Origin of the sequence: uncultured Salinisphaera sp. (assembly GCF_964012375.1) — a bacterium.
Classification (GTDB): Bacteria; Pseudomonadota; Gammaproteobacteria; order Nevskiales; family Salinisphaeraceae; genus Salinisphaera.
In genome coordinates this window covers 1-22,874 of the sequence record NZ_CAXGSH010000063.1, presented here as the reverse complement: position 1 = coordinate 22,874, position 22,874 = coordinate 1, and the positions used below count along the sequence as shown (strand labels likewise).

General features: G+C 63.7%; 20 protein-coding genes and 1 other RNA gene. 9 read left to right on the top strand and 12 right to left on the bottom strand.

Features of this window, described 5'->3' with window-relative positions; all coding sequences use genetic code 11:
- Together ABNU97_RS11825 and ABNU97_RS11820 are read right to left on the bottom strand one after the other, a co-directional pair.
- Positions 1 to 342: aminotransferase class III-fold pyridoxal phosphate-dependent enzyme (locus tag ABNU97_RS11825; protein ID WP_348766906.1), on the bottom strand; the 342-nt coding region annotated here is incomplete at its 3' end.
- Between the two features lie 124 nt (positions 343 to 466).
- On the bottom strand, positions 467 to 1,075 hold the full coding sequence (locus ABNU97_RS11820) for a superoxide dismutase (RefSeq protein ID WP_348766905.1): 609 nt from the start codon (positions 1,073 to 1,075) through the stop codon (positions 467 to 469).
- A 333-nt stretch (positions 1,076 to 1,408) separates the two neighbouring features.
- Here ABNU97_RS11820 and ABNU97_RS11815 point away from each other — a divergent pair, with 333 nt between their 5' ends.
- From ABNU97_RS11815 to ABNU97_RS11795, 5 genes are all read left to right on the top strand, one after another.
- A complete protein-coding gene (locus ABNU97_RS11815; RefSeq protein WP_348766904.1) occupies positions 1,409 to 2,983 on the top strand; it encodes a hydantoinase B/oxoprolinase family protein in 1,575 nt (524 codons plus the stop codon).
- Between the two features lie 65 nt (positions 2,984 to 3,048).
- The gene (gene grxD / locus ABNU97_RS11810) at positions 3,049 to 3,378 is read left to right on the top strand and encodes a Grx4 family monothiol glutaredoxin (RefSeq protein ID WP_293627168.1); all 330 of its coding nucleotides are present in this window, start codon (positions 3,049 to 3,051) and stop codon (positions 3,376 to 3,378) included.
- Positions 3,379 to 3,450: 72 nt separating this feature from the next.
- Positions 3,451 to 5,220 carry an isocitrate dehydrogenase (NADP(+)) gene (gene icd / locus ABNU97_RS11805; protein WP_348766903.1) on the top strand — a complete coding sequence of 590 codons (1,770 nt, stop codon included), beginning with the start codon at positions 3,451 to 3,453 and terminating at the stop codon, positions 5,218 to 5,220.
- 136 nt (positions 5,221 to 5,356) lie between these two features.
- A complete protein-coding gene (locus ABNU97_RS11800) occupies positions 5,357 to 6,082 on the top strand; it encodes a molybdopterin-binding protein (RefSeq protein ID WP_348766902.1) in 726 nt (241 codons plus the stop codon).
- A gap of 99 nt (positions 6,083 to 6,181) precedes the next feature.
- Positions 6,182 to 7,858, top strand: coding sequence for an EAL domain-containing protein (locus tag ABNU97_RS11795; RefSeq protein WP_348766901.1), 1,677 nt, complete (start codon positions 6,182 to 6,184; stop codon positions 7,856 to 7,858).
- Positions 7,859 to 8,052: 194 nt separating this feature from the next.
- Here the strand turns inward: ABNU97_RS11795 and ABNU97_RS11790 are convergent, their stop codons facing one another.
- The 4 genes from ABNU97_RS11790 to ppsA all read right to left on the bottom strand — a co-directional run bounded on the left by ABNU97_RS11790 (position 8,053) and on the right by ppsA (position 13,326).
- Positions 8,053 to 9,084: an MBL fold metallo-hydrolase gene (locus ABNU97_RS11790; protein WP_348766900.1), complete on the bottom strand. Its 1,032-nt coding sequence runs from the start codon at positions 9,082 to 9,084 to the stop codon at positions 8,053 to 8,055.
- 13 nt (positions 9,085 to 9,097) lie between these two features.
- On the bottom strand, positions 9,098 to 9,967 hold the full coding sequence (locus tag ABNU97_RS11785; protein ID WP_348766899.1) for a DMT family transporter: 870 nt from the start codon (positions 9,965 to 9,967) through the stop codon (positions 9,098 to 9,100).
- Between the two features lie 130 nt (positions 9,968 to 10,097).
- Positions 10,098 to 10,922, bottom strand: coding sequence for a sulfurtransferase (locus ABNU97_RS11780; protein WP_348766898.1), 825 nt, complete (start codon positions 10,920 to 10,922; stop codon positions 10,098 to 10,100).
- A 31-nt stretch (positions 10,923 to 10,953) separates the two neighbouring features.
- On the bottom strand, positions 10,954 to 13,326 hold the full coding sequence (ppsA, locus tag ABNU97_RS11775; protein WP_348766897.1) for a phosphoenolpyruvate synthase: 2,373 nt from the start codon (positions 13,324 to 13,326) through the stop codon (positions 10,954 to 10,956).
- Between the two features lie 146 nt (positions 13,327 to 13,472).
- Here ppsA and ABNU97_RS11770 point away from each other — a divergent pair, with 146 nt between their 5' ends.
- Both ABNU97_RS11770 and ABNU97_RS11765 read left to right on the top strand, forming a co-directional pair.
- On the top strand, positions 13,473 to 14,309 hold the full coding sequence (locus ABNU97_RS11770; protein WP_348766896.1) for a pyruvate, water dikinase regulatory protein: 837 nt from the start codon (positions 13,473 to 13,475) through the stop codon (positions 14,307 to 14,309).
- Positions 14,310 to 14,372: 63 nt separating this feature from the next.
- Positions 14,373 to 14,849 (top strand): DUF1249 domain-containing protein, encoded by a 477-nt coding sequence (locus ABNU97_RS11765; protein WP_348766895.1) that lies wholly within the window; start codon positions 14,373 to 14,375, stop codon positions 14,847 to 14,849.
- A 239-nt stretch (positions 14,850 to 15,088) separates the two neighbouring features.
- On the opposite strand, the gene ABNU97_RS11760 is transcribed toward ABNU97_RS11765, so the two are convergent.
- The 3 genes from ABNU97_RS11760 to smpB all read right to left on the bottom strand — a co-directional run bounded on the left by ABNU97_RS11760 (position 15,089) and on the right by smpB (position 18,061).
- Complete coding sequence (locus tag ABNU97_RS11760) at positions 15,089 to 16,870, bottom strand: potassium/proton antiporter (protein WP_348766894.1); 1,782 nt, start codon at positions 16,868 to 16,870, stop codon at positions 15,089 to 15,091.
- A gap of 284 nt (positions 16,871 to 17,154) precedes the next feature.
- Positions 17,155 to 17,517, bottom strand: a transfer-messenger RNA (tmRNA) gene (gene ssrA, locus ABNU97_RS11755).
- 70 nt (positions 17,518 to 17,587) lie between these two features.
- Positions 17,588 to 18,061: an SsrA-binding protein SmpB gene (gene smpB / locus ABNU97_RS11750; protein WP_006913421.1), complete on the bottom strand. Its 474-nt coding sequence runs from the start codon at positions 18,059 to 18,061 to the stop codon at positions 17,588 to 17,590.
- A gap of 167 nt (positions 18,062 to 18,228) precedes the next feature.
- On the opposite strand from smpB, the gene ABNU97_RS11745 reads away from it, so the two are divergent.
- Complete coding sequence (locus ABNU97_RS11745; protein ID WP_348766893.1) at positions 18,229 to 19,644, top strand: sodium-dependent transporter; 1,416 nt, start codon at positions 18,229 to 18,231, stop codon at positions 19,642 to 19,644.
- On the top strand, positions 19,641 to 19,967 hold the full coding sequence (locus tag ABNU97_RS11740; RefSeq protein ID WP_348766892.1) for an RnfH family protein: 327 nt from the start codon (positions 19,641 to 19,643) through the stop codon (positions 19,965 to 19,967). Before ABNU97_RS11745 ends, ABNU97_RS11740 begins: the two co-directional genes overlap by 4 nt.
- Here the strand turns inward: ABNU97_RS11740 and bamE are convergent.
- The 3 genes from bamE to ABNU97_RS11725 all read right to left on the bottom strand — a co-directional run.
- Positions 19,953 to 20,393 carry an outer membrane protein assembly factor BamE gene (gene bamE, locus ABNU97_RS11735; protein ID WP_348766891.1) on the bottom strand — a complete coding sequence of 147 codons (441 nt, stop codon included), beginning with the start codon at positions 20,391 to 20,393 and terminating at the stop codon, positions 19,953 to 19,955. The two genes, ABNU97_RS11740 and bamE, sit on opposite strands and share 15 nt — an antisense overlap.
- A 114-nt stretch (positions 20,394 to 20,507) precedes the next feature.
- Positions 20,508 to 22,181 (bottom strand): DNA repair protein RecN, encoded by a 1,674-nt coding sequence (gene recN, locus ABNU97_RS11730; RefSeq protein WP_348766890.1) that lies wholly within the window; start codon positions 22,179 to 22,181, stop codon positions 20,508 to 20,510.
- The coding region (locus ABNU97_RS11725; protein ID WP_348766889.1) for an NAD(+)/NADH kinase at positions 22,181 to 22,874 on the bottom strand (694 nt) is incomplete at its 5' end. The genes ABNU97_RS11725 and recN, both read right to left, overlap by 1 nt.

Genomic DNA, 22,874 nt, shown 5'->3' with positions numbered 1-22,874 from the left:
CTTGTGGCCATGCAGCCGGGCCAGCTTGATGGCGGCCTCGTTGGCCTCGCTGCCACTGTTGCCGAAGAATACGGCGTCCATGCCGGCGACTTCGCACAGGCGGTCGGCCAGACGCGTCTGGACGTCGATCTCGTAGAGGTTGGAGGTGTGCAACAGTCGGCCGGCCTGATCGGCAATGGCCTCGACCAGTGCCGGATGGGCATGGCCGAGCGTGTTCACCGCGATGCCGGACAGGGCATCGAGATAGCGCTCGCCCTGGCTGTCGAACAGCCACGCGCCTTCGCCGCGCTCGAAGGCGATGGGCTGGCGTTTATAAGTCGGAATTAGATGCGAATTGGCCATAAGGCGTCCTGATGGGGTGGTTGCATACGTCGAAACCGGATCGCCGCAATACCGATCCCCCAAACGAAAAACGACCCCGCCGCATCGCGACGGGGCCGTATTCTAGCGCAAACTGCGGATCGTTCTAGCCGACCTGCTCGTCGTAGCGCTTGGCGATGCCGTCCCAGTTGACGACGTTCCACCAGGCATCCACGTATTCCGGCTTGCGGTTCTGGTACTTCAGGTAGAAGGCATGCTCCCAGACGTCCAGGCCCATCACCGGCTTACCGGACTCGGACACCACGTCCATGATCGGGTTGTCCTGGTTCTGGGTGGACACGATCTTGAGCTGGTTGCCCTGCGGGACCAGCCATACGAAGCCCGAACCGAACAGGCCGGTGGCCGCGTTCGTGAACTCTTCCTTGAAGGAATCGAAGGAGCCGAAGCTGGAGTCGATGGCCGTACCCAGGCCGCCGGTCGGCTTGCCGCCGCCGGAAGGCGACATGCTGTCCCAGAAAAGGATGTGGTTGAAGTAACCGCCACCCTGGTTGCGAACGCCGGGGCCGTGCTGGCCGGCCTTGGACAGAATCGTTTCCAGATCCTGATCTTCGAGCTCGGTGCCTTCGATGGCTTTCTTGAATTTGGTCAGATAAGCGTTGTGATGCTTCTCGTAGTGAATCTCCATCGTACGACCGTCGATATACGGTTCGAGCGCGTCGTAGTCATAAGGTAGATCGGGCAGTTCAAATGCCATGACGTATCCCTTGTATTGAGATGAGTGAATCAACGCCGACTAGTTATATAGGGTTTGTCCGTCATTTTTCAAAGCGCGGCGGGCATATCCGCGCTGCCACGCGGCTTTGCCGCACCACACGACGGGCGGTTTGCGCGGGCGCTGCGAGGGCCTGTCGCGGTATCGCGCAGCCTGTCCGCAAGGGGCGAGTCGCCGTGTCGAGCGTGCCAGGACCGATACGCGCAACGCCGCGGGCCGCGCCGGCTTATTCTGGTGGGCGATCCAGGCCGTGCCGACGAGTGCCCGCCTGGCGCGGGCTCGTACGAAACGTCGACAGGCCCTAGACTCGACCCCATGAACGATAAAGCGCATTCCAAGCCCGCCGACGCCATCGAACTGGCGATTTTCGCCAGCCGTATCACCGCGGTCTGTGAAGAGATGGGCGCGAGCCTCGCGCAGGCTGCCTTTTCGCCCAATATCCGCGATCGGCTGGATTACTCCTGCGCGGTGTTCGATGCGCAGGGGCGGCTGTGTGCTCAGGCGGCGCATATCCCGGTGCATCTCGGCAGTATGGCGTATGCGATGGCCGATATCGTCGCCGCGCGCGATTGGGCGCCGGGGCAGATGATCGCGCTCAACGATCCGTATCTGGGCGGCACGCACTTGCCGGACGTGACCCTGATCGCGCCGCTGTTCGTGGGCGAGCAGCTGGTCGCCTTCGTGGCCAATCGTGCCCACCACGCCGATATCGGGGCCGACTCGCCCGGGTCCATGCCGCTGTCGAGCAGCCTCGATGAAGAAGGGCTCGTGATCGCGCCGGTCGCGCTGGTGGATAACGATCGTATCGACGAATCGGTACTGGGTGGTTGGCTCGAGCATCTGCGCAACCCGCCGATTGCACGCGGGGATTTCAGCGCCCAGATCGCGGCCAATCGGGTCGGCTTGAAACGTTTGTCGGCGCTGATCGGCGAGGGCGAGGCCGCTGATGTGCATGCCTTTCGCGAGCGGCTGCGCGAGTACAACGACTATGCCCGGGAACTGGCCGCCAGCGCGCTGCGCGAATTGCCCAACGGCCGCTATACGTTCACCGATGTGCTCGACGACGACGGTCAGGGCAACCGCGACCTGGCGATCGCCTGTCGGATCGATATCGACGATGGCCGTATCGCCGTCGATTTCGACGGCAGTGCGCAGCAGACGGCAGGCAACGTGAACTGCCCGCTTTCGGTGACCGCCGCGGGCGCGCTCTATGTTTTTCGTTGCCTGATGCCGGAACAGGTACCCGCCTGTGCCGGGGCGTTCGAGGATATCCAAATCAGCGCCCCCGAAGGGTCGCTGCTCAACGCACGCCATCCGCGCGCGGTGGCAGCCGGCAACGTGGAAACCAGCCAGCGCGTCGTGGATGCCGTGCTCGGCGCGCTCGCCCACGCCATCGACGATCGTATTCCGGCAGCCAGCCACGGCAGCATGAACAACGTCGCGCTGGGCTCGCACGGTGCCGATACAGCCTGGGATTATTACGAAACCATGGGCGGCGGCCTGGGCGCCGGACCGAATCGGGCCGGCGCCAGCGGTGTACAGGCCCATATGACCAATACGCTCAATACACCGGTCGAGGTACTCGAGCGTCATTTTCCCCTGCGCATGCGTCGCTATGCGCTACGCCGCGACAGCGGCGGCACGGGCGCACACCGCGGCGGGGACGGGCTGATCCGCGAGATCGAGTTCCTTGCCGAGGCCAGCTATACGGTGCTCGCCGAGCGCCGCCGGCATGCGCCCTGGGGGCGCGCGGGCGGGGGCGATGGCGCGCCGGGCGAAAATCGGCTCGATAGCGATACGCTCGCACCGAAATGCACCGGCGTTGCAAACGCCGGGCAGCGCCTCATGATCATCTCGGCCGGCGGCGGCGGTTACGGCGTTTCGTCGTAACGTGGCCTCGACAGGCGCGTTATAATCGAGCTAATAACAGTTTTTTCGAATCAGAGGACAACGCCATGAGCGCGAAGGCAATGGAAGTCATCAAGAACGAGGTCGAGAACAATCCGATCGTGCTGTACATGAAGGGCACCCCGGACTTCCCGCAGTGCGGTTTTTCGGCACGCAGCGCCGAGGCGATCAAGGCCTGCGGCGTGCCGTTCAAGGCCGTCAACGTATTTGACGACGAAGAGATCTATCGCCAGGGCGTGAAGGTCTATTCGAACTGGCCGACCATTCCGCAGCTGTTCGTCAACGGCGAGCTGGTGGGCGGTTCGGATATCGTGATCGACATGTTCCAGTCCGGCGAGCTCAAGACGATGCTCGAAAACGCAGCCAACAAGGGCTGATTCGAATTCCAGCGCTGCCGGCACAAGCCGGCGGCCTGCTTTTTACGCGAGATATACAAGGAGTAGCGGCCCATGGCCTACAAGCACGTGCGCTTGCCCGAAGACGGACAGAAGATCACCGTCGAAAACGATCAGATGAATGTGCCGGACAACCCCATCCTCGGCTATGTCGAGGGCGACGGGATCGGCCCCGATATCACCAAGGCCTGTCTGCGCATCTGGGACGCGGCGGTCGAGAAAGCCTATGGCGGCAAGCGCAAGATTCATTGGGCCGAGCTGTTCATGGGCGAAAAGGCTGCCAAGGTCTACGACGGCGACTACTTCCCGGCCGAAACGCTGGAAGCCATCAAAGACTTGTGGGTCGCCATCAAGGGCCCGCTGACCACGCCGGTCGGCGAGGGCTTTCGCTCGCTCAACGTCTCGCTGCGCCAGGAACTCGACCTCTACGCCTGTGTTCGCCCCGTGCGCCACTACGCGGGCGTGCCGTCGCCGCTGAAAGACCCGGGTAAGGTCGACGTGGTGATCTTTCGCGAGAACACCGAAGACGTCTACTGCGGTATCGAATACCAGTCCGGCACCGACGAGAACAAGAAGCTGGCCAAATTCCTCAAGGAGGAAATGAAGGCCGATTTCTTCGAGGATGCCGGCCTGGGCATCAAGCCGATCTCGGAATTCGGCACCAAGCGTCTCGTGCGCAAGGCCATCCAGTACGCGATCGACAACGGCCGCGAATCGGTGACCCTGGTGCACAAGGGCAACATCATGAAGTTCACCGAGGGCGCCTTCCGTGCCTGGGGTTATGAAGTCGCCCGCGAGGAATTCGGCCACTGCACGATCACCGAGGACCAGCTGTACTCCGAGTACAACGGTCGTCAGCCGGAAGGCAAGATCGTGATCAAGGATCGCATCGCCGACATCATCTTCCAGCTCATGCTGCTGCGCCCGGACGATTTCGACGTGCTGGCCACCATGAACCTCAACGGCGACTACCTCTCGGACGCCGCGGCGGCCGAGGTCGGCGGTATCGGCATCGCCCCGGGTGCCAACATGTCCGACAACATCGCCGTGTTCGAGGCCACCCACGGCACAGCACCCAAGTACGCCGACAAGAACAAGGTCAACCCCGGTTCGCTGCTGTTCTCGGGCGTGAACATGCTCGAATACATCGGCTGGCAGGAAGCCGCTGACCTGATTTCGCTGGCCTATCCGGAAGTGCTCGCGGACAAGATCGTGACCTACGATTTCGCCCGCAACATGGAAGGCGCCACGGAAGTCGGCACCAAGGAATTTGCCGATGCGCTGATCGAGCAGATCAACGGCGGTATCGACCTGGAAACCAAGCGCAAGCAGCGCAGCGAAAAGCTTGCCCGCGAGCGCAAGCAGCGTGAAATCCGTCGTCTGCTTCAGCCCATGGAAGAAATGATCGCCAGCGGGCGCACGCCCACGAGCGTATCGGACGTGATGACGCGTACGCTGATTACCGTCACCGACGAGACCAGCGTGCATGACGCCATGCACGAGATGCGCAAGAACGAAGTCTCGTCGCTGGTGGTCGAGCCCAACGATTCCGGCGAGTGGGGCATCATGACCCGTCGCGATATCGTCACCAAGATCGTGCGCGAGGGTAAATCGCCCACGGATATCACGGTGGGCGAGATCGCCTCGCGCCCGGTGGTCACCGTGGCCCCGGAAACGCATCTGCGCGATGCGGCCAACACCATTGCCGAGAACAACATCAGCCGTTTGCTGGTGGCCGGCAAGGATGGCGAGCCGATGGGCATCACCACCGAAACCGATATCTTCGGTGCCATCGAGCAGTCCGGTTGGCTGCCGGAAGCCTGATACCGGCTTGGCATGAAGTGATACGAGCGGGCCACGTTTCGACGTGGCCCGCTTGTTTGTATCAGATAAAAAACAAGAGGCCTCGCAGCACGTGGATCACAGCCCGTCTTCTGTAGCGCAACGTATCGGCATTGTCTTGATAGGCGACGAACTGCTGTCGGGGAAGCGCCAGGACAAGCACATGCCGCGGGTCATCGAGATCCTCGACGCGCGGGGCATGGAGCTGTCCTGGGCACGCATGGTCGGCGACGATGCCGGGCTGCTGGAAGCCACGCTGCGCGAAACGCTGGCAGGTAACGACATCGTGTTCAGCTTTGGCGGTATCGGTGCTACCCCCGACGACCGAACCCGCCAGTGCGCGGCGGCTGCAGCCGGCGTGGCGCTGGAATTCAATGCCGAAGGCCGAGCGCTGCTGGAAGCGCGGTTCGGTGACGAGGCCTATCCCAAGCGCATCCACATGGTGGAGTGGCCGGTCGGTGCTACGGTCATTCCCAACCCGGTCAATCAGGTGCCCGGTTTCAAGTTCGGCCACCATCATTTCGTGCCCGGTTTCCCCAGCATGGCCTGGCCGATGATCGAATGGGTGCTGGATACCCACTACCCGCATCTGCAGCGCGCAGAACGCAACGTCGAACGGCTGCTGGAAGTGCTCGACACCCCGGAAAGCGCGCTCATAGACCTCATGCAACAGGTCATGGACGCACATCCGGATGTGCGTATCGCCTGTCTGCCGAACGCCAGCGGCAAACGTTCTATCGAATTTGGGGTAAGGGGAACGCCGGTTGCGGCCGATAATGCCTTCACAGCGCTCGTGGCCGCGTTGGAAGCGGCCGATGTGCCGCTCGGTCGCGGCCGGCCATAACCGCCGGTCGATCCAGTTACGGCGTTGTAGTGCTTTGTAATTTAGAAGTTTTTTGAAGATGCCGGTGTCGGAGTGAACGCTCCCCCGGGGGAGGCCTTCTTGCAGCAGTCGAACGCAACGTCTTTATCCCGGATCACCTCGGTCTTTCGTGGCGGTATGTCCCGCTACGCCGTTTATGGCTTCGCGATCGCGGTATTCGCGGTGCTGATGGCCACCGTTGCAGCGGTCATGCTATCGGGCGAGTCGCTGACGCTGGCCAATCTATACGCGGCCCAGGTGGGCAACCCCATGCTGCTGGCACTGGACCTGATGCCTTTTGTCTTCGCCCTGTGGGGCCAGGGCGTGGCGGTGGTCTTTGCCGACGATTCGGCGCGCGCGCGATCCAAGAACCCGGATGGAGAGCACAACGAAAAGCTCGCGCTCCAGGCCGAAGCACGGCGTCTCGAACAGGAAGACACGTTGACCGGTTTGGCCAACCGCGCTTACTTTTTGCAGCAGCTCGACGCCACGCTGGGCAACGCCGAGCTCAATCGCACGCGGGTCGGCGTGATCGTGCTCGACCTCGACGGCTTTTCGGAAGTCAACGATCAGTTCGGCGCGGCCAACGGGGATCGCGTACTCAAAAGCGTGGCACGCCGGCTCTCCAACGCCACGGAAAATACCGGCTCGATTCTGGCCAGACTGGGCGGCAACAGCTTCGGCCTGGCGGTCGACGCCCTGCAATCCACCCGCGCGCTCGAAGACCTGGCCCAGCGCATGCGCGACGTCCTGATTCCGCCGTGTACGCTGGACAAGCTCTCGTTGAACCTCGCTGCCAGCGTTGGCGGTGCGATCTATCCGGACAACGCCACCGATTCCTTCGGGCTGGTGAATGCCGCCGACGGGGCGATGCAGCATGCCAAGGCCGGCGGCGGCGGCTTCGAACTGGTGCAGACCGCGATGCCGGTCGAAGACGCCGAAATGCACAGCCTCAGCGCGGAACTGCGCACTGCCATCGAACAAGACCAGCTGGTGCTGTATCTGCAGCCGCTCATCGATGTTCAGGCGGACGAAGTACACGGCATGGAAGCGCTGGTGCGCTGGCAGCACCCGCGCCGCGGCTTTCTGCCACCGGGCGAGTTCATTCCGCGCGCCGAACGTGCCGGCCTGATGAATGAGCTGTCCAAATGGGTGCTGCGCAGGGCGCTCGAATACAATGCGGCCTTGCGCAAGCAAGGCTGGTCCATTGGCGTATCGGTCAACCTGTCGGCTCGCTCGCTTCTCGACCCGGAGTTTCCGGACTTGCTGGCCGATCTGTTGGCGACCTACGAAGTACCTTCGGAAGTGCTGACTATCGAGATCACCGAAGACACGCTCATGTCCGATCAGCGCCGCACCATGGATGTGGTAACGCGCGTATCGAACATGGGCATCCATATCTCGATCGACGACTTCGGCACCGGCTATTCGCAGCTGACCTATCTCAAGCGCCTGCCGGCCAGCGAAATCAAGATTGACCGCTCGTTCGTCACCGATATGCTCGAGTCCGATACCGACATGGCCATCGTCAAGGCAACGATCGAGCTCGGGCATGCGCTGGGCCTACGGGCGGTGGCAGAAGGCATCGAGTATGAAAACCAGAGCGTCAAGCTGCGCGAACTGGGCTGCGACATCATTCAGGGCTATTACATGGGTCGGCCCATGCCGTTCGACAAACTGTGCGAATGGCTGGCGGAATGGCAGCTGCACCACCAGTCACGCGCCGTTGCGGTCGGCGAATCGGCACGCGGTCGCTAACCGCCACGCCAGCCGCTTGAGGCAAGCGCTGGCGGCGCATGCAGCGGCTGCGCCGCGATTGCGAAGGACGCCCGATTGGTGTCGGCGGTCATTTCTTGGCGCCGGCGCAATAAATAACGCGTCGATATCGGCCCGCGCCTTGCCTGACACGCCCGGCACGGGCAATGCGATGGCATCTCCCGTGACGACGGGCCCTAGCCCCGTCTTGTTGCGTTCGATTCGAAGTGCAGGGACTGCCCGAACGCGGGCACGATGAAGTGCTCGGCGGCGAGCCCGGCGGCCGCCCGCGCGCTCGCCAATGCCGTGGCCGGCGCGTGTTGACCTTCGTCTGTGAGCTTGAAGGTCGCGAAGTGGATACCAACACTCTGGCAGGCGCCGAGTCGTTGATGTGCTTCAACGGCGTCGCCCGGGTTCATGTGTTGCGGGGCCATGAACCAGCGCGGCTCATAGGCGCCAATCGGCAACAGCGCGATACGCGGCGCGCCCAGGCGCTGTCGTATCGCCTGAAAATGCGACCCCATGCCGGTATCGCCGGCAAAATAGATCGGGCCTGCCGGGGTGTCGAACCAGAAACCGGCCCATAGGCTGCGATTACGGTCGAACAGGCCACGCCGGGACCAGTGCCGCGCGGGCGTGAGCGTAACCCGAACCCGCGCGCTCAAATCCAGACCCTGCCACCAGTCTCGACTGACCACCCGCCGCCCACCGAAACGGTGGATACAGGCCTCGAGGCCCAGCGGCACCACGAACAGCGGGTCGAACCGGGCGATCAGGCGCCGGATCGACGCGCGGTCGAGATGGTCGTAGTGGGCATGGCTGATGGCGACGACATGAATGGGCGGCAGGGCGTCGAACGCCACACCGGGCGGGTGATAACGGCGCGGACCCGCCCAGGACAGGGGGCTGGCGCGCTGGGAAAAGATGGGGTCGGTGAGAATGTTCAGGCCGGCGGTCTGAACCAGCACCGTGGCGTGGTTGATCCAGGTGATGCACACGCCGTCGTCAACGCACTGCGCCGGCGAGGGCGGCGGATCGAAGTGTTCGATCCGTTGCCAGGGCTGGCTGTCGCGGTTGCGCCACCAGCTCAGTAGATCGCCGGGGCGGTGGCGGATCGGAGATGGATTATGAAAACGCCGGCCGTCGAAATGATCGCTTACCGGGCCGCGATAGCCTTCTTCATTTGCGGGCAGAATTCGGCGCGTCAATGCGCGCAGCGCGTGTTTCATGGGTTGGTATGCCCTAGCTGCGTCGACGGCGGGTCACGACCACGATCAACGCTGCGCAGATCACCGCTGCCGCGCCGAGCGCGCTCAAAAGATCGGGTGTTTCCTGCCATCCTGCCCAACCGATCAGGGCCGCGAACAACACCGTGGTATAGATCAGGGCGCCGATATGCGCAGCCGGTGCCAGGCTGTAGGCCCGGGTGAGCAGCAGCTGGCCGGCCGTTGCGATACTGCCCGCGCCAAACAGCGCCAGCCATTGCGCGGGCGTAGGCGTCTGCCAGGAGACGATCGCAGGGACGGCGGATACGAGAGTGCCCAGCACGCTGAAATACATCACGATACGTACGGTCGGCTCGGTATCGGACATCCGACGAATGGCCGCCATTGAGGTCGCAGCCAACAGCCCGGCCGCCAGGCCGGCCAACCCTGCGGGGCCCTGCCAGCCGAGGCCGGGCTTGAGAATAAGCAGCACGCCGATGAACCCGATGATCACTGCGGGAAAGATACGCGCGGCTGGCCGCTCGCCCAGCCATAGCCAGGCAATGAAGGGCAGAAACAACGGCTGGCTGTAGTTGAGCAGTACCGCGCTGGCCAGTGGCATCTGCGACAGCGCATAGAAAAAGCAGTACATGGCCCCGAGGCCGGTCGTTGCCCGCAGTAAATGCATGCCCGGCCGAGCGGTACGCATGGATACGGCTGTCGGCCCGCGTCGCGCAAGCCACGGCAAGAGCACCGCCAGCGCGAACAGATTGCGAAAGAATACGACCACCGTATTGGGCAGATCGCTGCCCACAAGCTTTATGCAGGCGCTGACCACGGCAAAGGCCGCGGCGCCGGCCACGGCCATCATCGCGCCGCGGCGCAGGTCCACGGCGCGAGCGCTCACGCCGAGGCCTTCACGCTTGAAACAAGCGCCGCGATGGAACCCTGCATAAATCGGCCCGGCTCAGAACCAGGGGCTGGCCCGTACCGTGGGCGGCGCGCAGGCGCCCTGCGCGTGGCCGGGCCGGGCATTGTCAGCTTGCGTCGAGCGTGTCGCTGATGGGCGTATCCGTGGCGTTGCCCCAGTCCGACCAGGCCCCGGGATAGCCGCGAACCTTGTCGAAGCCCAGGTACTTGAGTACGAGATAGCTATACGAGGAGCGCATATGGCTCTGGCAATAGTTGACGATCTCGTGCTCGCTTTCGATATCGTGCTCTGAGATGACCTGAAGCAGCTCGGTGCGCGGACGCAGCCGGCCGTCCGGGCCCTTGAGCAGATTCCAGTCGAGGTTGGTTGCGCGCGGGATATGGCCGCCACGGGCGCTGCGCACATCGGTGCCGGCATATTCGGGCGCGCTGCGCACGTCCAGAAACGCCACGTCGGGATCGTCCAGATGCGCCTCGATCCAGCCGCGATCGGCAATGCCTTCGGCCCGGCGTTCGACGTTAAACGCGCTGGCACCGGCCTGGGGCGGCCCGCTTTCCAGCGCAAGCCCGGCTTCATGCCAGGCCGACAGCCCGCCGTCGAGCAACGAGATACGCTCATGCCCCATCACGTCGAGCGTATAAAGCAGGCGTGCGGCCTGGGAATCGCCGGCCCGGTCGTAGGCCACGATATGGGCATCGTTACGCAGCCCGGCGTCGGAAAAGACGTCGGCAAGCTGCCGGGCATCCGGCAGCAGGCCGGCGACCGGTGCCGCGCTGGCCGTGAAATCGCTTATCGCGATTTGCAGTGCCCCCGGGATATGCGCCCGGTCATAATCGCTGGCGCTGTCGACGGCGATGATCTGAACGTCGGCATCGCCGATCACGGCGTTCAGCTGCTCGGCATCGACGAACAGGGGCAGCTTTGCGGACATACGGTCTCCTGGCTTGACGAAAATACGGGGGCTATACGCTCTCGCCGGCGAGATAGAGCCAGGTGCTGACCACGGTATCGGGGTTGAGCGACATGCTCTCGATATTCTGCTCGAGCAGCCACTTGGCCAGATCAGGGTAGTCCGACGGGCCCTGACCGCAAATGCCTACGTACTTGTTGTTGCGCTTGCAGGCCGAGATGGCTTTTTCCAGCATCACCTTCACCGCCGGGTCACGCTCGTCGAACAGATGCGAGATCAGGCCGGAGTCGCGGTCCAGCCCCAGCGAGAGCTGGGTCATGTCGTTGGAGCCGATGGAGAAGCCGTCGAAGTATTCCAGGAACTCGTCGGCCAGAATCGCGTTCGAGGGCAGCTCGCACATCATGATGATCTTGAGCTCGTCTTCGCCGCGCTTGAGGCCGTGTGCGGCAAGCAGATCGCTCACGCCCTTGGCTTCGCCGAGCGTGCGCACGAACGGGATCATGATCTGAACGTTCTTCAGACCCATGTCGTTGCGTACACGCTTGACCGCGGCCAGCTCCAGCTCGAAGCAGGGGGTGAAATCCTTGGCCAGATAGCGCGAGGCGCCGCGCCAGCCGATCATCGGGTTTTCCTCCTCCGGCTCGAAGCGCTCGCCGCCGATGAGGTTGGCGTATTCGTTGGACTTGAAGTCCGACAGACGCACGATCACCGGCTTGGGCGCGAACGCCGCCGCGATCGTGGCAATGCCTTCGACCAGGCGATCGATATAGAACTCGACCGGGCTGGAATAGCCGGCGATATGCGCATCGATCGTCTTTTTCAGATCGTCGGGCTGGTCGTCGTATTCCAGCAGGGCGCGCGGGTGCACGCCGATCTGGCGGTTGATGATGAACTCGAGCCGCGCCAGCCCCACGCCGGCATTCGGCGTCATGGAGAAGTCGAAGGCGCGCTCGGGGTTGCCCACGTTCATCATGATCTTGGTGTTGATCTCGGGCATCTTGTCGAGCGAGACCTCGTCGACGTTGAAGTCGATCTCGCCGTCGTAGACATAGCCCGTATCGCCCTCGGCACAGGACACGGTGACCGGCATGCCGTCGGTGAGCTTTTCGGTTGCGTTGCCCGAGCCGACCACGGCCGGAATACCGAGCTCGCGCGCGATGATCGCGGCGTGGCAGGTGCGTCCGCCGCGGTTGGTCACGATCGCCGAGGCGCGCTTCATGACCGGCTCCCAGTCCGGGTCGGTCATGTCGGTGACCAGGATATCGCCGGCCTGGACCTTGTTCATTTCCTTGATGGACTTGACGTTGCGTACCTTGCCGGCACCCACGCGCTGGCCGATCGAACGGCCTTCCACCAGAATGTCGCGGCCGGCCGAGTTGAGCTGGTAGCGTTCAAGCGTACCGCCGCTGTTGGATTTCACCGTTTCCGGACGTGCCTGGAGGATATAGAGCTCGCCGGTTTCGCCGTCCTTGCCCCATTCGATATCCATCGGCCGGCCGTAGTGGCGCTCGATGATCAGGGCCTGGGCAGCCAGGGCCTCGGCGTCAGCATCGGTGATCGAAAAGCGGCTCTGGTCGGCGGCGTCCACGTCCACGAACTCGGTCGTCTTGCCGTGGCTGCGATCGGCGGTATAGACCATCTTCACGGCCTTGCCGCCGTTCACCCGCCGCAGGATGGCCGGGCGTTTGGCGTCGACGTTGGGCTTGTAGACATAGAATTCATCGGGGTTCACCGCGCCCTGGACCACGGCCTCGCCCAGGCCCCAGGAGCTGGTGATGAACACCACCTGGTCGAAGCCGGATTCGGTATCGATGGTGAACATGACGCCCGAAGAACCGGTATCCGAACGCACCATGCGCTGGATGCCCGCCGAGAGGGCCACCTGGCTGTGTTCGAAGCCCTTGTGGACGCGATAGGAAATCGCGCGGTCGTTGAACAACGACGCGAACACGTCCTTGATCGCGAGCATGACGTTGTCGAGCCCGCGGACGTTGAGAAAGGTTTCCTGCTGGCCGGCGAAGGAGGCGTCGGGCAGGTCTTCCGCGGTTGCCGACGAGCGCACGGCCACGGAAATATCCGCGTTGTCGCCGGCCAGCGTTTCGAAAGACTCACGGATCGCGTCTTCGAGCTCGGGCGGGAAGGGGTGGTCGATCACCCAGCGGCGGATCTTGTCACCGGTTTCGGCCAGGGCATCGACGTCGTCGACGTCCAGCGCATCGAGCGCGGCGTTGATGCGATCGGCCAGCCCGTCGTGGGCCAGAAACTGGCGATAGGCATCGGCAGTGGTCGCGAAACCGTCCGGCACATTCACGCCCGCATCGGCAAGATGGCTGATCATTTCGCCCAGAGAGGCGTTCTTGCCGCCTACCGTCTCGACGTCGTTCATTCCCAGCTGGCTGAACCAGGCCACGTGCTCGCTTTGCAAGATGTGCGTCCTCGCAGGTAAACGTTCGAAAGCGCGATTTTACACATTCGCGAATGCTGCCGGGTCGAAAAACGCATTGCGTGCGACCGGTATGGCCGCGAATACATGGCTAGTCGAAGCGTCGACGCTCGTGCACGATAGCCGTCATGACAACGAACGATCACCCCAAACGCTCGATATTCTTTCTATCGGATCGCACCGGTATTACCGCGGAAACCCTGGGCGCGACGCTGCTTACCCAGTTCGACGAAGGCTCTTTCCGCCAGTCGACGCTGCCGTTCGTCAATACGCCGGAAAAAGCGCGTTCGGCGCTGGAATACATGGAGCACACCGGCGCTGCGAGCGGCCTCAAACCGATCGTGTTCTCGACCACGGTCAGCGATGAGGTGCGCAAGATCCTGCGCGAAGGCAACGTGGTGTTTCTGGATCTGTTCGATCAGTTCGTGCCGGCGCTGGAAGGCGCGCTCGATACCAAGTCCACGCATCGGGAAGGGCGTGCTCATGGCATAGCCGACGAGGACATCTACGAATCCCGCATCGATGCGATGAACTATGCGTTGACCCACGATGACGGCGTGGGCGAGAACGGCTACCACAAGGCCCAGGTAATCCTCATCGCCCCCTCGCGTTGCGGCAAGACGCCGGTATGTATCTATCTGGCCATGCAGCACGGCGTGTATGCCGCGAACTACCCGCTCACCGAGGAAGACCTCGAACGACGCACGCTGCCGCCCGCGCTGGCCGAGCACAAGGACAAGCTCTACGGTCTGTGGATCGACGCCGAACGCCTGCACCAGATCCGTAGCGAGCGCCGCAAGGGCAGCCAGTATGCCGCGCTGCCGCAGGTGTCCTACGAGCTGCGCCAGGCGGAAGGCCTGTACAAGCGCCACGGCCTGTCCTACTCGGAGACCACCAACAAGTCGATCGAAGAGATCGCGACCATGATCATGCAGGACAAGAACATCCGTCGTCGCTCCTTCTAAGCTGCTGGCGTGGTATCGGCCGGCCGATTTGAAAAGCGTTCACCCTGCCGTATAGTCCGCTAGATGCCCACACTACAACGCAATCACTGGCTGGCCGCGGCACAGCCCCGGAGCTTTACGGGCCTTATGGGCCTCTACGAGAGCAACTACCGTCGCTTCGAGCGGCTGGTGCCGGAGCTGGATCTGCCCTTCGAGACGGCCGAATCGCGGGGTGCCGACGACACGCTCTATCTGCGCGTTGTCGAACGCTGTCGCTATACCACGACCGTGCATCTGACCTATTGGTTCGGCGAAGGTGATGCACGCCATGCCGATCCCGATCTGTTGCTGCGCGTCTACCAGGACGCCCAGCTGGCCGAAGCCATTTCCTGTGACGCGCGTTCGCGCTACGTGGCGCTTGCCGGCGTGCCGGAAATAGACGAAGACGTGCTCGCCACGCAATGGCCGCGCAACCTGTTGCTCAACAAGTGGCTCGCCTACTGTCTAGCCCAGGGACACGGGTTTGGCGGCGCACACAGGCCGCGTCAACCACGGGACTGATCCCGGCGAAAACCGGCGCTCGCCGGCTCTTCTCAACGCTCGGGCGGCATCGGGCTAGGCACCGTGTATCGCAATAGATCCGTTTGCGGACCGATAACGCACGTGCGCGAACGCACGCGTACCGCAGCCAAAGGCCGCGAAGCCGTTGAGAAAAGCTGATCCGTTCAGCTGTTCGGGTACCCAATGACTAATAGTCGCCGCTTGCGCTACCGCGCCGGTGTGCGCTTTCGTCGGGGCCGTCAATGGGCGGCAGGCGGCGGCGATCCGCGGCGACGCTTGGTCGATTTGGTTTCGCTCTCGGTCTCACTGTCATCGTGCAGCTGCAGCCCGACGGTCTCGATGATGCCCGCATGCAGTGACCGTACGGTCAGGCGCAGGCCGTCGACATCGACCACGTCGCCTTCGACGGGCCGGCGCTTGAGCCGACGGCGCATATAGTCGGCAATCGACAGCTCCCAGTGGTGTTCGGACAGACTCAGGTCGTATACGCCGGCCAGCTCCGACATCGCGGCATCGCCGCGCAGCGTGAAACTGCCGAAAAACCGCCGTGCCTCGGGTGCATGCTTGGTGTCGCCACGAAAGAGTTTGCCGAGTTCATCGCTGTGCTGGGCCGGCGTGATCAGATACAGCAGGTCGCCCACGGCGTACACGAAGTGGGCCTTGGGAAACAGCAGGCGGTGTGAGCGCGTGACCGCGATACAGCGAAGACCCTCGAAGCGCTGCAGGGCCTCTCCCTGCGTGGTGGCCAGGCTGGACGCCGGTTCGATACGAAAGGCCAGCAACACGAAGTTCTGTCGGCGTTGGCCGAGAAAGCCGAAGGTTGCCTGTGGCCCCGGTTCCTGCGGCACCTCGAGCTTGAGCAGGCGCGCGGTCCAGGCCAGGGAGCTGCCCTGCACGATCAGCGATACCAGCACGACCGCGAAGGTGATATCGAATAGAAACTGGGCGCCTTCGAGTTCGGCCATGAGCGGGAACAGCGACAGCACGATAGGCACCGCGCCGCGCAGGCCCACCCAGGCAATGAAACCCTGCTCCCGGGTCGGGAAGTTGAAGGGCAGCAGGCTCAGCCACACCGCCAGCGGGCGGGCCACGAACATCAGGAATGCTGCGATCAGCGCGGCCGCGCCGGCATGCGCCCACAGCTGGTGCGGGTTGACCAGCAGGCCCAGCACCAGAAACATGCCGGCCTGGGCGATCCAGGCCAGTCCGTCCATCACCCGAAAGACGTGTTCTGAGGCATGGTTGCGGCGATTGCCCACCACCAGTCCCACCAAATAGATTCCGAGAAAGCCACTGCCGCCGAGCTGGTTGATAGCGGTGAACGCCATCAGTCCGCCGGAAGCCACCAGCAGGGCATACAGGCCCTCGACGAGGCGCACGCGCGAGGCCAGAAACGACAGGCCGTAACCCAGCAACAGCCCGCCCGCGATCCCGATACCGAACTGCGAGACGATTTCGCTGGCGATGCTCGAGGCGGTGAAGCCCTCGCTGGCATCGATCGTGGCCAGCAGGAAGGTGACCATGAAGATGGCCATCGGATCGTTGGTGCCGGACTCGATCTCGAGGGTGGCGCTAACGCGCTGGTTCAAGGTGACGCCGGAACTGCGCAGCTGGGAGAACACGGCGGCCGCGTCGGTGCTGGCCACGATCGACCCCAGCAACAGGCCATAACGCCAGTCCAGGTTCAGCCACACCGCGATGAACGCGCCGGCCAGCGACGCCGATACAAGCACGCCCACGGTGGCCAACGATAACGCCGGCCATAGTGCCACCCGGAATGTCTGCAGGTGGGTACGCAGACCGCCGTCGAGCAGGATGATCGCCAGCGCCAGGTTGGCGATGAAAAACGCCAGCGGCACGTTGTCGAAATCGATCTGGCCCGGGCCGTCCTGGCCGGCCAGCATGCCCACCAGCAGAAAGATCAGCAGCAAGGGCGGACCGAAGCGCGCCAGCGAACTGGCGACTACGCTCAGAAAAAGCAGCAGGCCGACAAAGAAAAGGATGATGTTGGTGTCGGTCATCGAATCCGAATAGCGGTCATCAAACAAACGGTGGCGGGCTTGGGTGAGACGGCCACCATGGCAAAGGCTCAGCATCAACTATGCCATGTACGGCGTGCTCCACCGCACAGGCGGTTCGTAATGCCCAGCGCCGGCGCTTGGACACTGCGATGTGGACGCTGTTCGCGGCAGGCGCGATCGAGGCCGGGTTCGTACGGCGGCCGGGTAACAAACGGCACGGCCGGCGGGCAGATCCGGCAGGCAAGAAAAAGCCCCGTATCGCGCTTTGCGATACGGGGCCGACTTGGTGGAGGCGGCGGGAATCGAACCCGCGTCCGCGGATTCTCGACCCTCGGGTCTACATGCTTATTTCGTCTTTGATTGTCGGCGCGAGGTTACCCGACGAAAAGGGAAAACCTGCGCGTATCTTCGTTTGCTCTTAACGGGTCGGCCCGAAGCGGGGCCTTGCCGCGAGTCTGCAAGAGTCGATACCCGGGTCCGGAAGCACAGACACTTACCGGTCGGGCACTAGCAGGCTTTTTAAGCTGCTAGAGCGTAGTTGTCGTCGTTCGCAACTAGCTTAGGTTGCAAATTGATTAACGAGGTTGATTTGCGACCTCGGCATGCACCTTGGGTTTTGACATCCGCGTCGAAGCCATGTCGCCCCCGAAAAAGGCAATTAGATTGTAGCAGTAAAACAGGGTGTGGGCGGCAGGAATAAAATCAAGCCGGTCGCGATCAGGTGCGCAGGATTTGCGCCTTGCGGCGATTCCAGTCGGCTTCCTTCTTCGTCTGGCGCTTGTCGTAGTTCGCCTTGCCCTTGGCCAGCGCGATCTCGAGCTTGGCCTTGCCACGCTTCCAGTACATCGCCAGCGGTACGACGGTAAAGCCTTTCTGTTCGGTCGCGCCGATCAGGGTGGCCAGCTCGCGCTCGTGCAGCAGCAGCTTGCGCGTACGCGTGGCATCCACCACCACGTGCGTGGACGCCGATTCCAGCGGCTGGATATGACTGCCAAGCAGGAAGGCTTCGCCGTCCTTGATCAGCACATAGGCTTCGGTGATGCGCCCCTTGCCGGCACGCAGCGCCTTGACCTCCCAACCTTCGAGCACGAGACCGGCTTCCAGACGTTCTTCCAGAAAGAAGTCGTGACGCGCACGCTTGTTGAGCGCGATGGTCGAACTGGGCTGTTTGCTGTTTTTTTGCTTTGCCATGGCCTTAGTATAGCGGGCCAGGGCAAGCAGGGAACCGGGGGGATGATTTGCCGGCCTTAATTCACAGCGCGTGGGCGACAAGCGCGTGCCAGCCGCGGGGCGTACGTGCATGATCGATTTCAGACAGGCAGACCGATGCCCGCTTTAAGCCATGTGGCAACGCGCGCATGCGTCTGCCCATCCAGGCGCCTCAAGCGCTGATGGTGGCCTTCGCACAGCGTCCGGAATGGTCTTCTTCATCGCGCTTCGTAATCGCGATGACGGCGGCGGTCGTGAGCTTGAGCAACCTCTGGCGCCTGCCGTATCTGTTGTCGGATTACGGCGCCGGCGCGTTCTTGCTGGTCTATGTCACGGCGCTGCTGAGCATGGGGTTGCCGTTGTTATCCGGCCAGCTGCTCATGGCGCGGGGCACGCGCGCGGACGTGCCCGGCGTTATCGCAGCCTGGACCCGCAACGCGCCGCATTCGCGCCTGTGGATCTGGAGCGGTTATCTCGCAGTGGTCGGCGCCGGCATGCTGCTGGCTGCCTACAGCGTGGTGGCCGCCTGGAGTCTGGCCTACAGTCTGCGCGGCGTGACCGGCATGCTCGACGGCAGTTCGGTGTCGGCGGCGAGCGCGCAGTTCGTGACGTTCGCGCGCGATTCGGAGCGTGGTTTCGGCTGGCTGCTGCTGTTCTTTGGCCTGATCGTCGCAACCGCGGCACACGGGCTGCGGCGCGGCGTCGAGCCGGTCATGCGTACGCTGGCCTTCTGCATGCTCATGGCGTTGACCGCGCTGGTCGTGTCTGCGGCCATGCATGCGCGCGCCGACGATGCGCTTTATGCGATTTTCGCGGTCGACTTTGCCGCGCTGGGCTGGCGCGGCGTGTTCGAAGCGCTGTATCAAGCCTTTTTCACGCTCAGCCTCGGCACCGGGGTAGTGGTGTGTTTCGGTAGTTATCTGCCCAGCAATACACCGGTGGTACGGTTTTCGCTGCTGATTCTGGGGGTCGATCTGGCGGTGTCGCTGGCCTGTGCCTTCATGCTGGCTGTGTTCGTGGGCCCCAGCGAAGCCGATCTGGATGTCGGCATCCAGAGCCTGTTCGAAACTCTGCCGGTCGCCATGGCCGGCGATTGGCAGGCGCCGATCATGTTCGTGCTGGTGGCGCTGGTGAGTCTGTCGACCGCGATCGGCCTGTTCGAGCCGGTGGTCCAGCTGGTCCAGCAGCGCAGCGGCTATACGCGCCTGCGTGCCACGCTCTATTCGGGTCTGGTGCTGGCGCTGCTGGGCATGGCGGCACTGCTTTCCTTTGGCGTGCTCGATCGGGTGACCCTGTGCGGCTACAACCTGTTCGGTTGGCTGATGCTGATCACCGCCCAGCTCATCGGGCCGTTGACCGGGCTGCTTCTGTGTATCCTGCTGGGGCGGGTATTGGCCCGGAAGCGGTTGGTCGATGCCTGGCAACATGCCGGCGGATACAGTCGCGCGACCGGGTTTGCGGTCTGGCATGCGCTGTTGCGCTATCCCACGCGCATCGTGCTGGTGCTCGTGCTGGCCTATGCACTGGGCGCATTGCGCCTGATCGAAATGGTGTGGTTTCCGTGAGCGAAGCGATCGAAGTGGACGTGGTGCTGGCGTTGCCGGGCGAATGCCTGCGCCGGCGGGTATGCCTTCAACCGCCGGTGAGTGCGGCGGATGCGTTTCAGGCCAGCGGGCTGGATCGTATCTATCGCGAACGCGTCGGCGCGGATACCCCGCCGCTGGGCGTGTATGGGCGCAAGATCAGGTACGACCAGCCGCTCAACGGGGGTGAGCGCCTCGAGATTTACCGTCCTCTCACCGCCGACCCGCGCCAGCGTCGCCGTGCGCGCGTGGATGCCCGTCGCCGCGACGAACGCGCGGCGGCCGACGGCTCAGGTGCCGGGTAGAGGGCGGCTGAGCTGACGATCGGCGGAGCGGTCGATGTCGTCGCTACCGGGCAGGTCGTTATCCGGGCCGGGGGTCACGCTGGACGGCACCGGTTCGTCATCCATGATTTGCGAAGTGTATTCCTCGTCGCCATCGATCTCGGCAAGCTTGTCGTTGACGAAATAGAGGTTGAGCTCGCTTTTGCGCACGTGTGCGCGCGGATCGCGGTAGTAGAAGACGTAGTCCCAGCGATCGTTTTCAAAGCTGCTGTCGATCAGCGACGTGCCCATGACGTACTCGACCTGACGCTTGGTCATGCCGATTTCGAGCTGGTTGACGTTTTTGGCCGTCACCACGTTGCCCTGCACCACCGGCACGCGGAAAAAGACCGGTAGGCTGCATGCGCTGAGCATGAGCAGCATGACGAGTAGGGCGGCTGTTCTCATAGACTTCTGGACCCGTAGTTGGCGATGGGCATCATACGGCAGCCGTTTTGTAGCTGCCAAACGTGCGCGGCGCGCGACTCGCGAATGCGCTTGTCCGGCGCAATATACGCGCTCTCAATCGCGGGCCCGTTCGATCATGTCGGCGGCATGGGCCCGCGTTTGCGCGGTCAGTTCGACGCCGCCGAGCATGCGCGCTATTTCCTCGACTCGCGTATTGGCATCGAGATAGGTGATCCGCGTCGAGGTGTGGCCGTTGCGTACCTGCTTGGCCACATGCAGATGATGGGCGGCCTGGGCGGCAACCTGCGGCAGGTGGGTCACGCACAGCGATTGTCCGGCCGCGCCGAGCGCGCGCAGCTGTCGGCCCACGATCTCGGCCACGCCGCCGCCGATGCCGGTATCCACCTCGTCGAACACCAGGGTCGGTACGCGGGTTCGGGTGGCCGCGACCACTTCGATCGCGAGGCTGATACGCGACAGCTCGCCGCCGGAAGCCACGCGTTCCAGCGGGCGTGCGCTCTGGCCCGGGTTGGCCGCGATCAGGAATTCGATCTCGTCGGTGCCGCTGGCGTTGATGCGCGTATGCGCGGCCGGGGTGATGCGCACGCTGAATTCGCCTTCCGGCATGCCCAGCGACCGAATGATGTCGGTAATGGCCGCGCCCAGCTGTTTGGCCGCCGCACTGCGTTTTTTGCTGAGCGCGGCCGCGGCTTCGTGATAGGCCTCGGTCTGTCTGGCTTCGTCTTTCTTGAGCGTTTCCAGGCGTGCGCCGGCGCCTTCCAGGGTGTCGAGCTCTTCGGAAAGCCGTGCCGCCAGCGCCGGCAGCTCGGCCGGCGCGCAGTGATGCTTGCGGGCCAGGTCCTGGATGCTGCCCAGGCGTTGTTCGACTTCCCTGAAGCGCTGCGGGTCGATATCCAGCGTATCCACGTGATGGCGCAGCGCGTCGACGGCTTCCTGGGCCTGAATACGAGCACTGGCCACCAGTTCGAGGATGGGCGCAAACCCGTCGTCGATTTCGGCCAGATCGCCCACCAGGCGCTCGGCGCTGCCCAGCTGATCCATGGCCGCGCCTTCCTCGGCTTCGTAGAGCAGGGTGAGCGCGCGCTGGCCGTCGCCGATCAGCCGCTCGGCGCTGGCCAGGCGGCGATGCTCGGCTTCCAGCTCGTCGAGTTCGTCGACGCCCAGATCCAGCGCTTCCAGCTCGCTGACCTGGTAGCGCAACAGATCGATCCGCATGGCGCCGGCGTCGTCAACTTGCTCGATCGCCGCGATTGCAGCGCGGGTTTCACGCAGCGTCTCGGCAGCCCCGGCCACCGCAGCGAGAACGTCGCCATGTTCGCCGTATTCGTCGAGCAGGTCGCGCTGGGCGCTGCGACGCAGCAGCGACTGATGCGCATGCTGGCCGTGGATATCAACCAGCCGTTCGCCGAGTTCGCGCAATTCGCGCGCGGGCATGGGCGTGCCGTTGATCCAGCAGCGGCTGCGCCCTTCGCTGGCGACCACGCGCCGGATCAGGCATTCGTTGTCGTCGTCGAGCTCGTGTTCGGCCAGCCAGTCGCGTGCGGTGGGGGCGTCGTCGAGCACGAAGCGCGCGCTCACCTCGGCGCGTTCGGCGCCTTCGCGCACGGCCTGGGCATCGGCCCGGTCGCCGAGAATGAGGTTGAGCGCGTCCACCAGGATCGACTTGCCGGCGCCGGTCTCGCCCGATAGCACCGTCATGCCGGCTTCGAACTCCACGTCCAGCCGATCGATGATGGCGAAGTTGCGAATGGTGATTTCGGCGAGCATCAGGAGTGCGCCAACGTCTGGCCGCGGCCCCACTGCAGCTTGTTGCGCAGAATATTGAAGTAGTCGTAGCCGGGCGGGTGGATGAGCTTGAGGTCGTGGGCGCCGCGACGGATGTGGACGCAGTCGCCCGCGCCGAGCGGCTGGCTGACCTGGCCATCGCTGGTGAAAAGCGCCGCGCCGTCGAGCGTTTCGGCCACGCGGATCTCGATTTCATGGTCGGCGTCGACGATCAGCGGCCGGTCGGAGAGCGTATGCGGGCAGATTGGCACCAGTGCCAGCGCGTTGAGCGCCGGGTGTAGCACCGGCCCGCCGCCGGACAGGGCATAGGCGGTGGAACCGGTGGGCGTGGCCACCACCATGCCATCGGCGCGGTGGTGGCTGATGAAGGCGCCGTTCATGTAGGTATCGAAATCCAGCACCCGGGCGAAGTCCTGGTTGCGAATCACGCATTCGTTGATCGCCGAGAACTGCTCGGGCTGCATACGGCCATCGGCACGTTCGATCTGGGCGCGCAGCATCAGCCGCGATTCGGCAATGTAGTCGCCGGCGAAGATATCGTCGAGCGTGGCGCTCATGTCCGCGGGCAGCACGTCGACCATGAATCCGAGCCGCCCGAGGTTCACCCCGAGCAATGGCGTGCCCGACGCCGCGACAGCGCGCCCGGCATCCAGCAGGGTGCCGTCGCCGCCCACC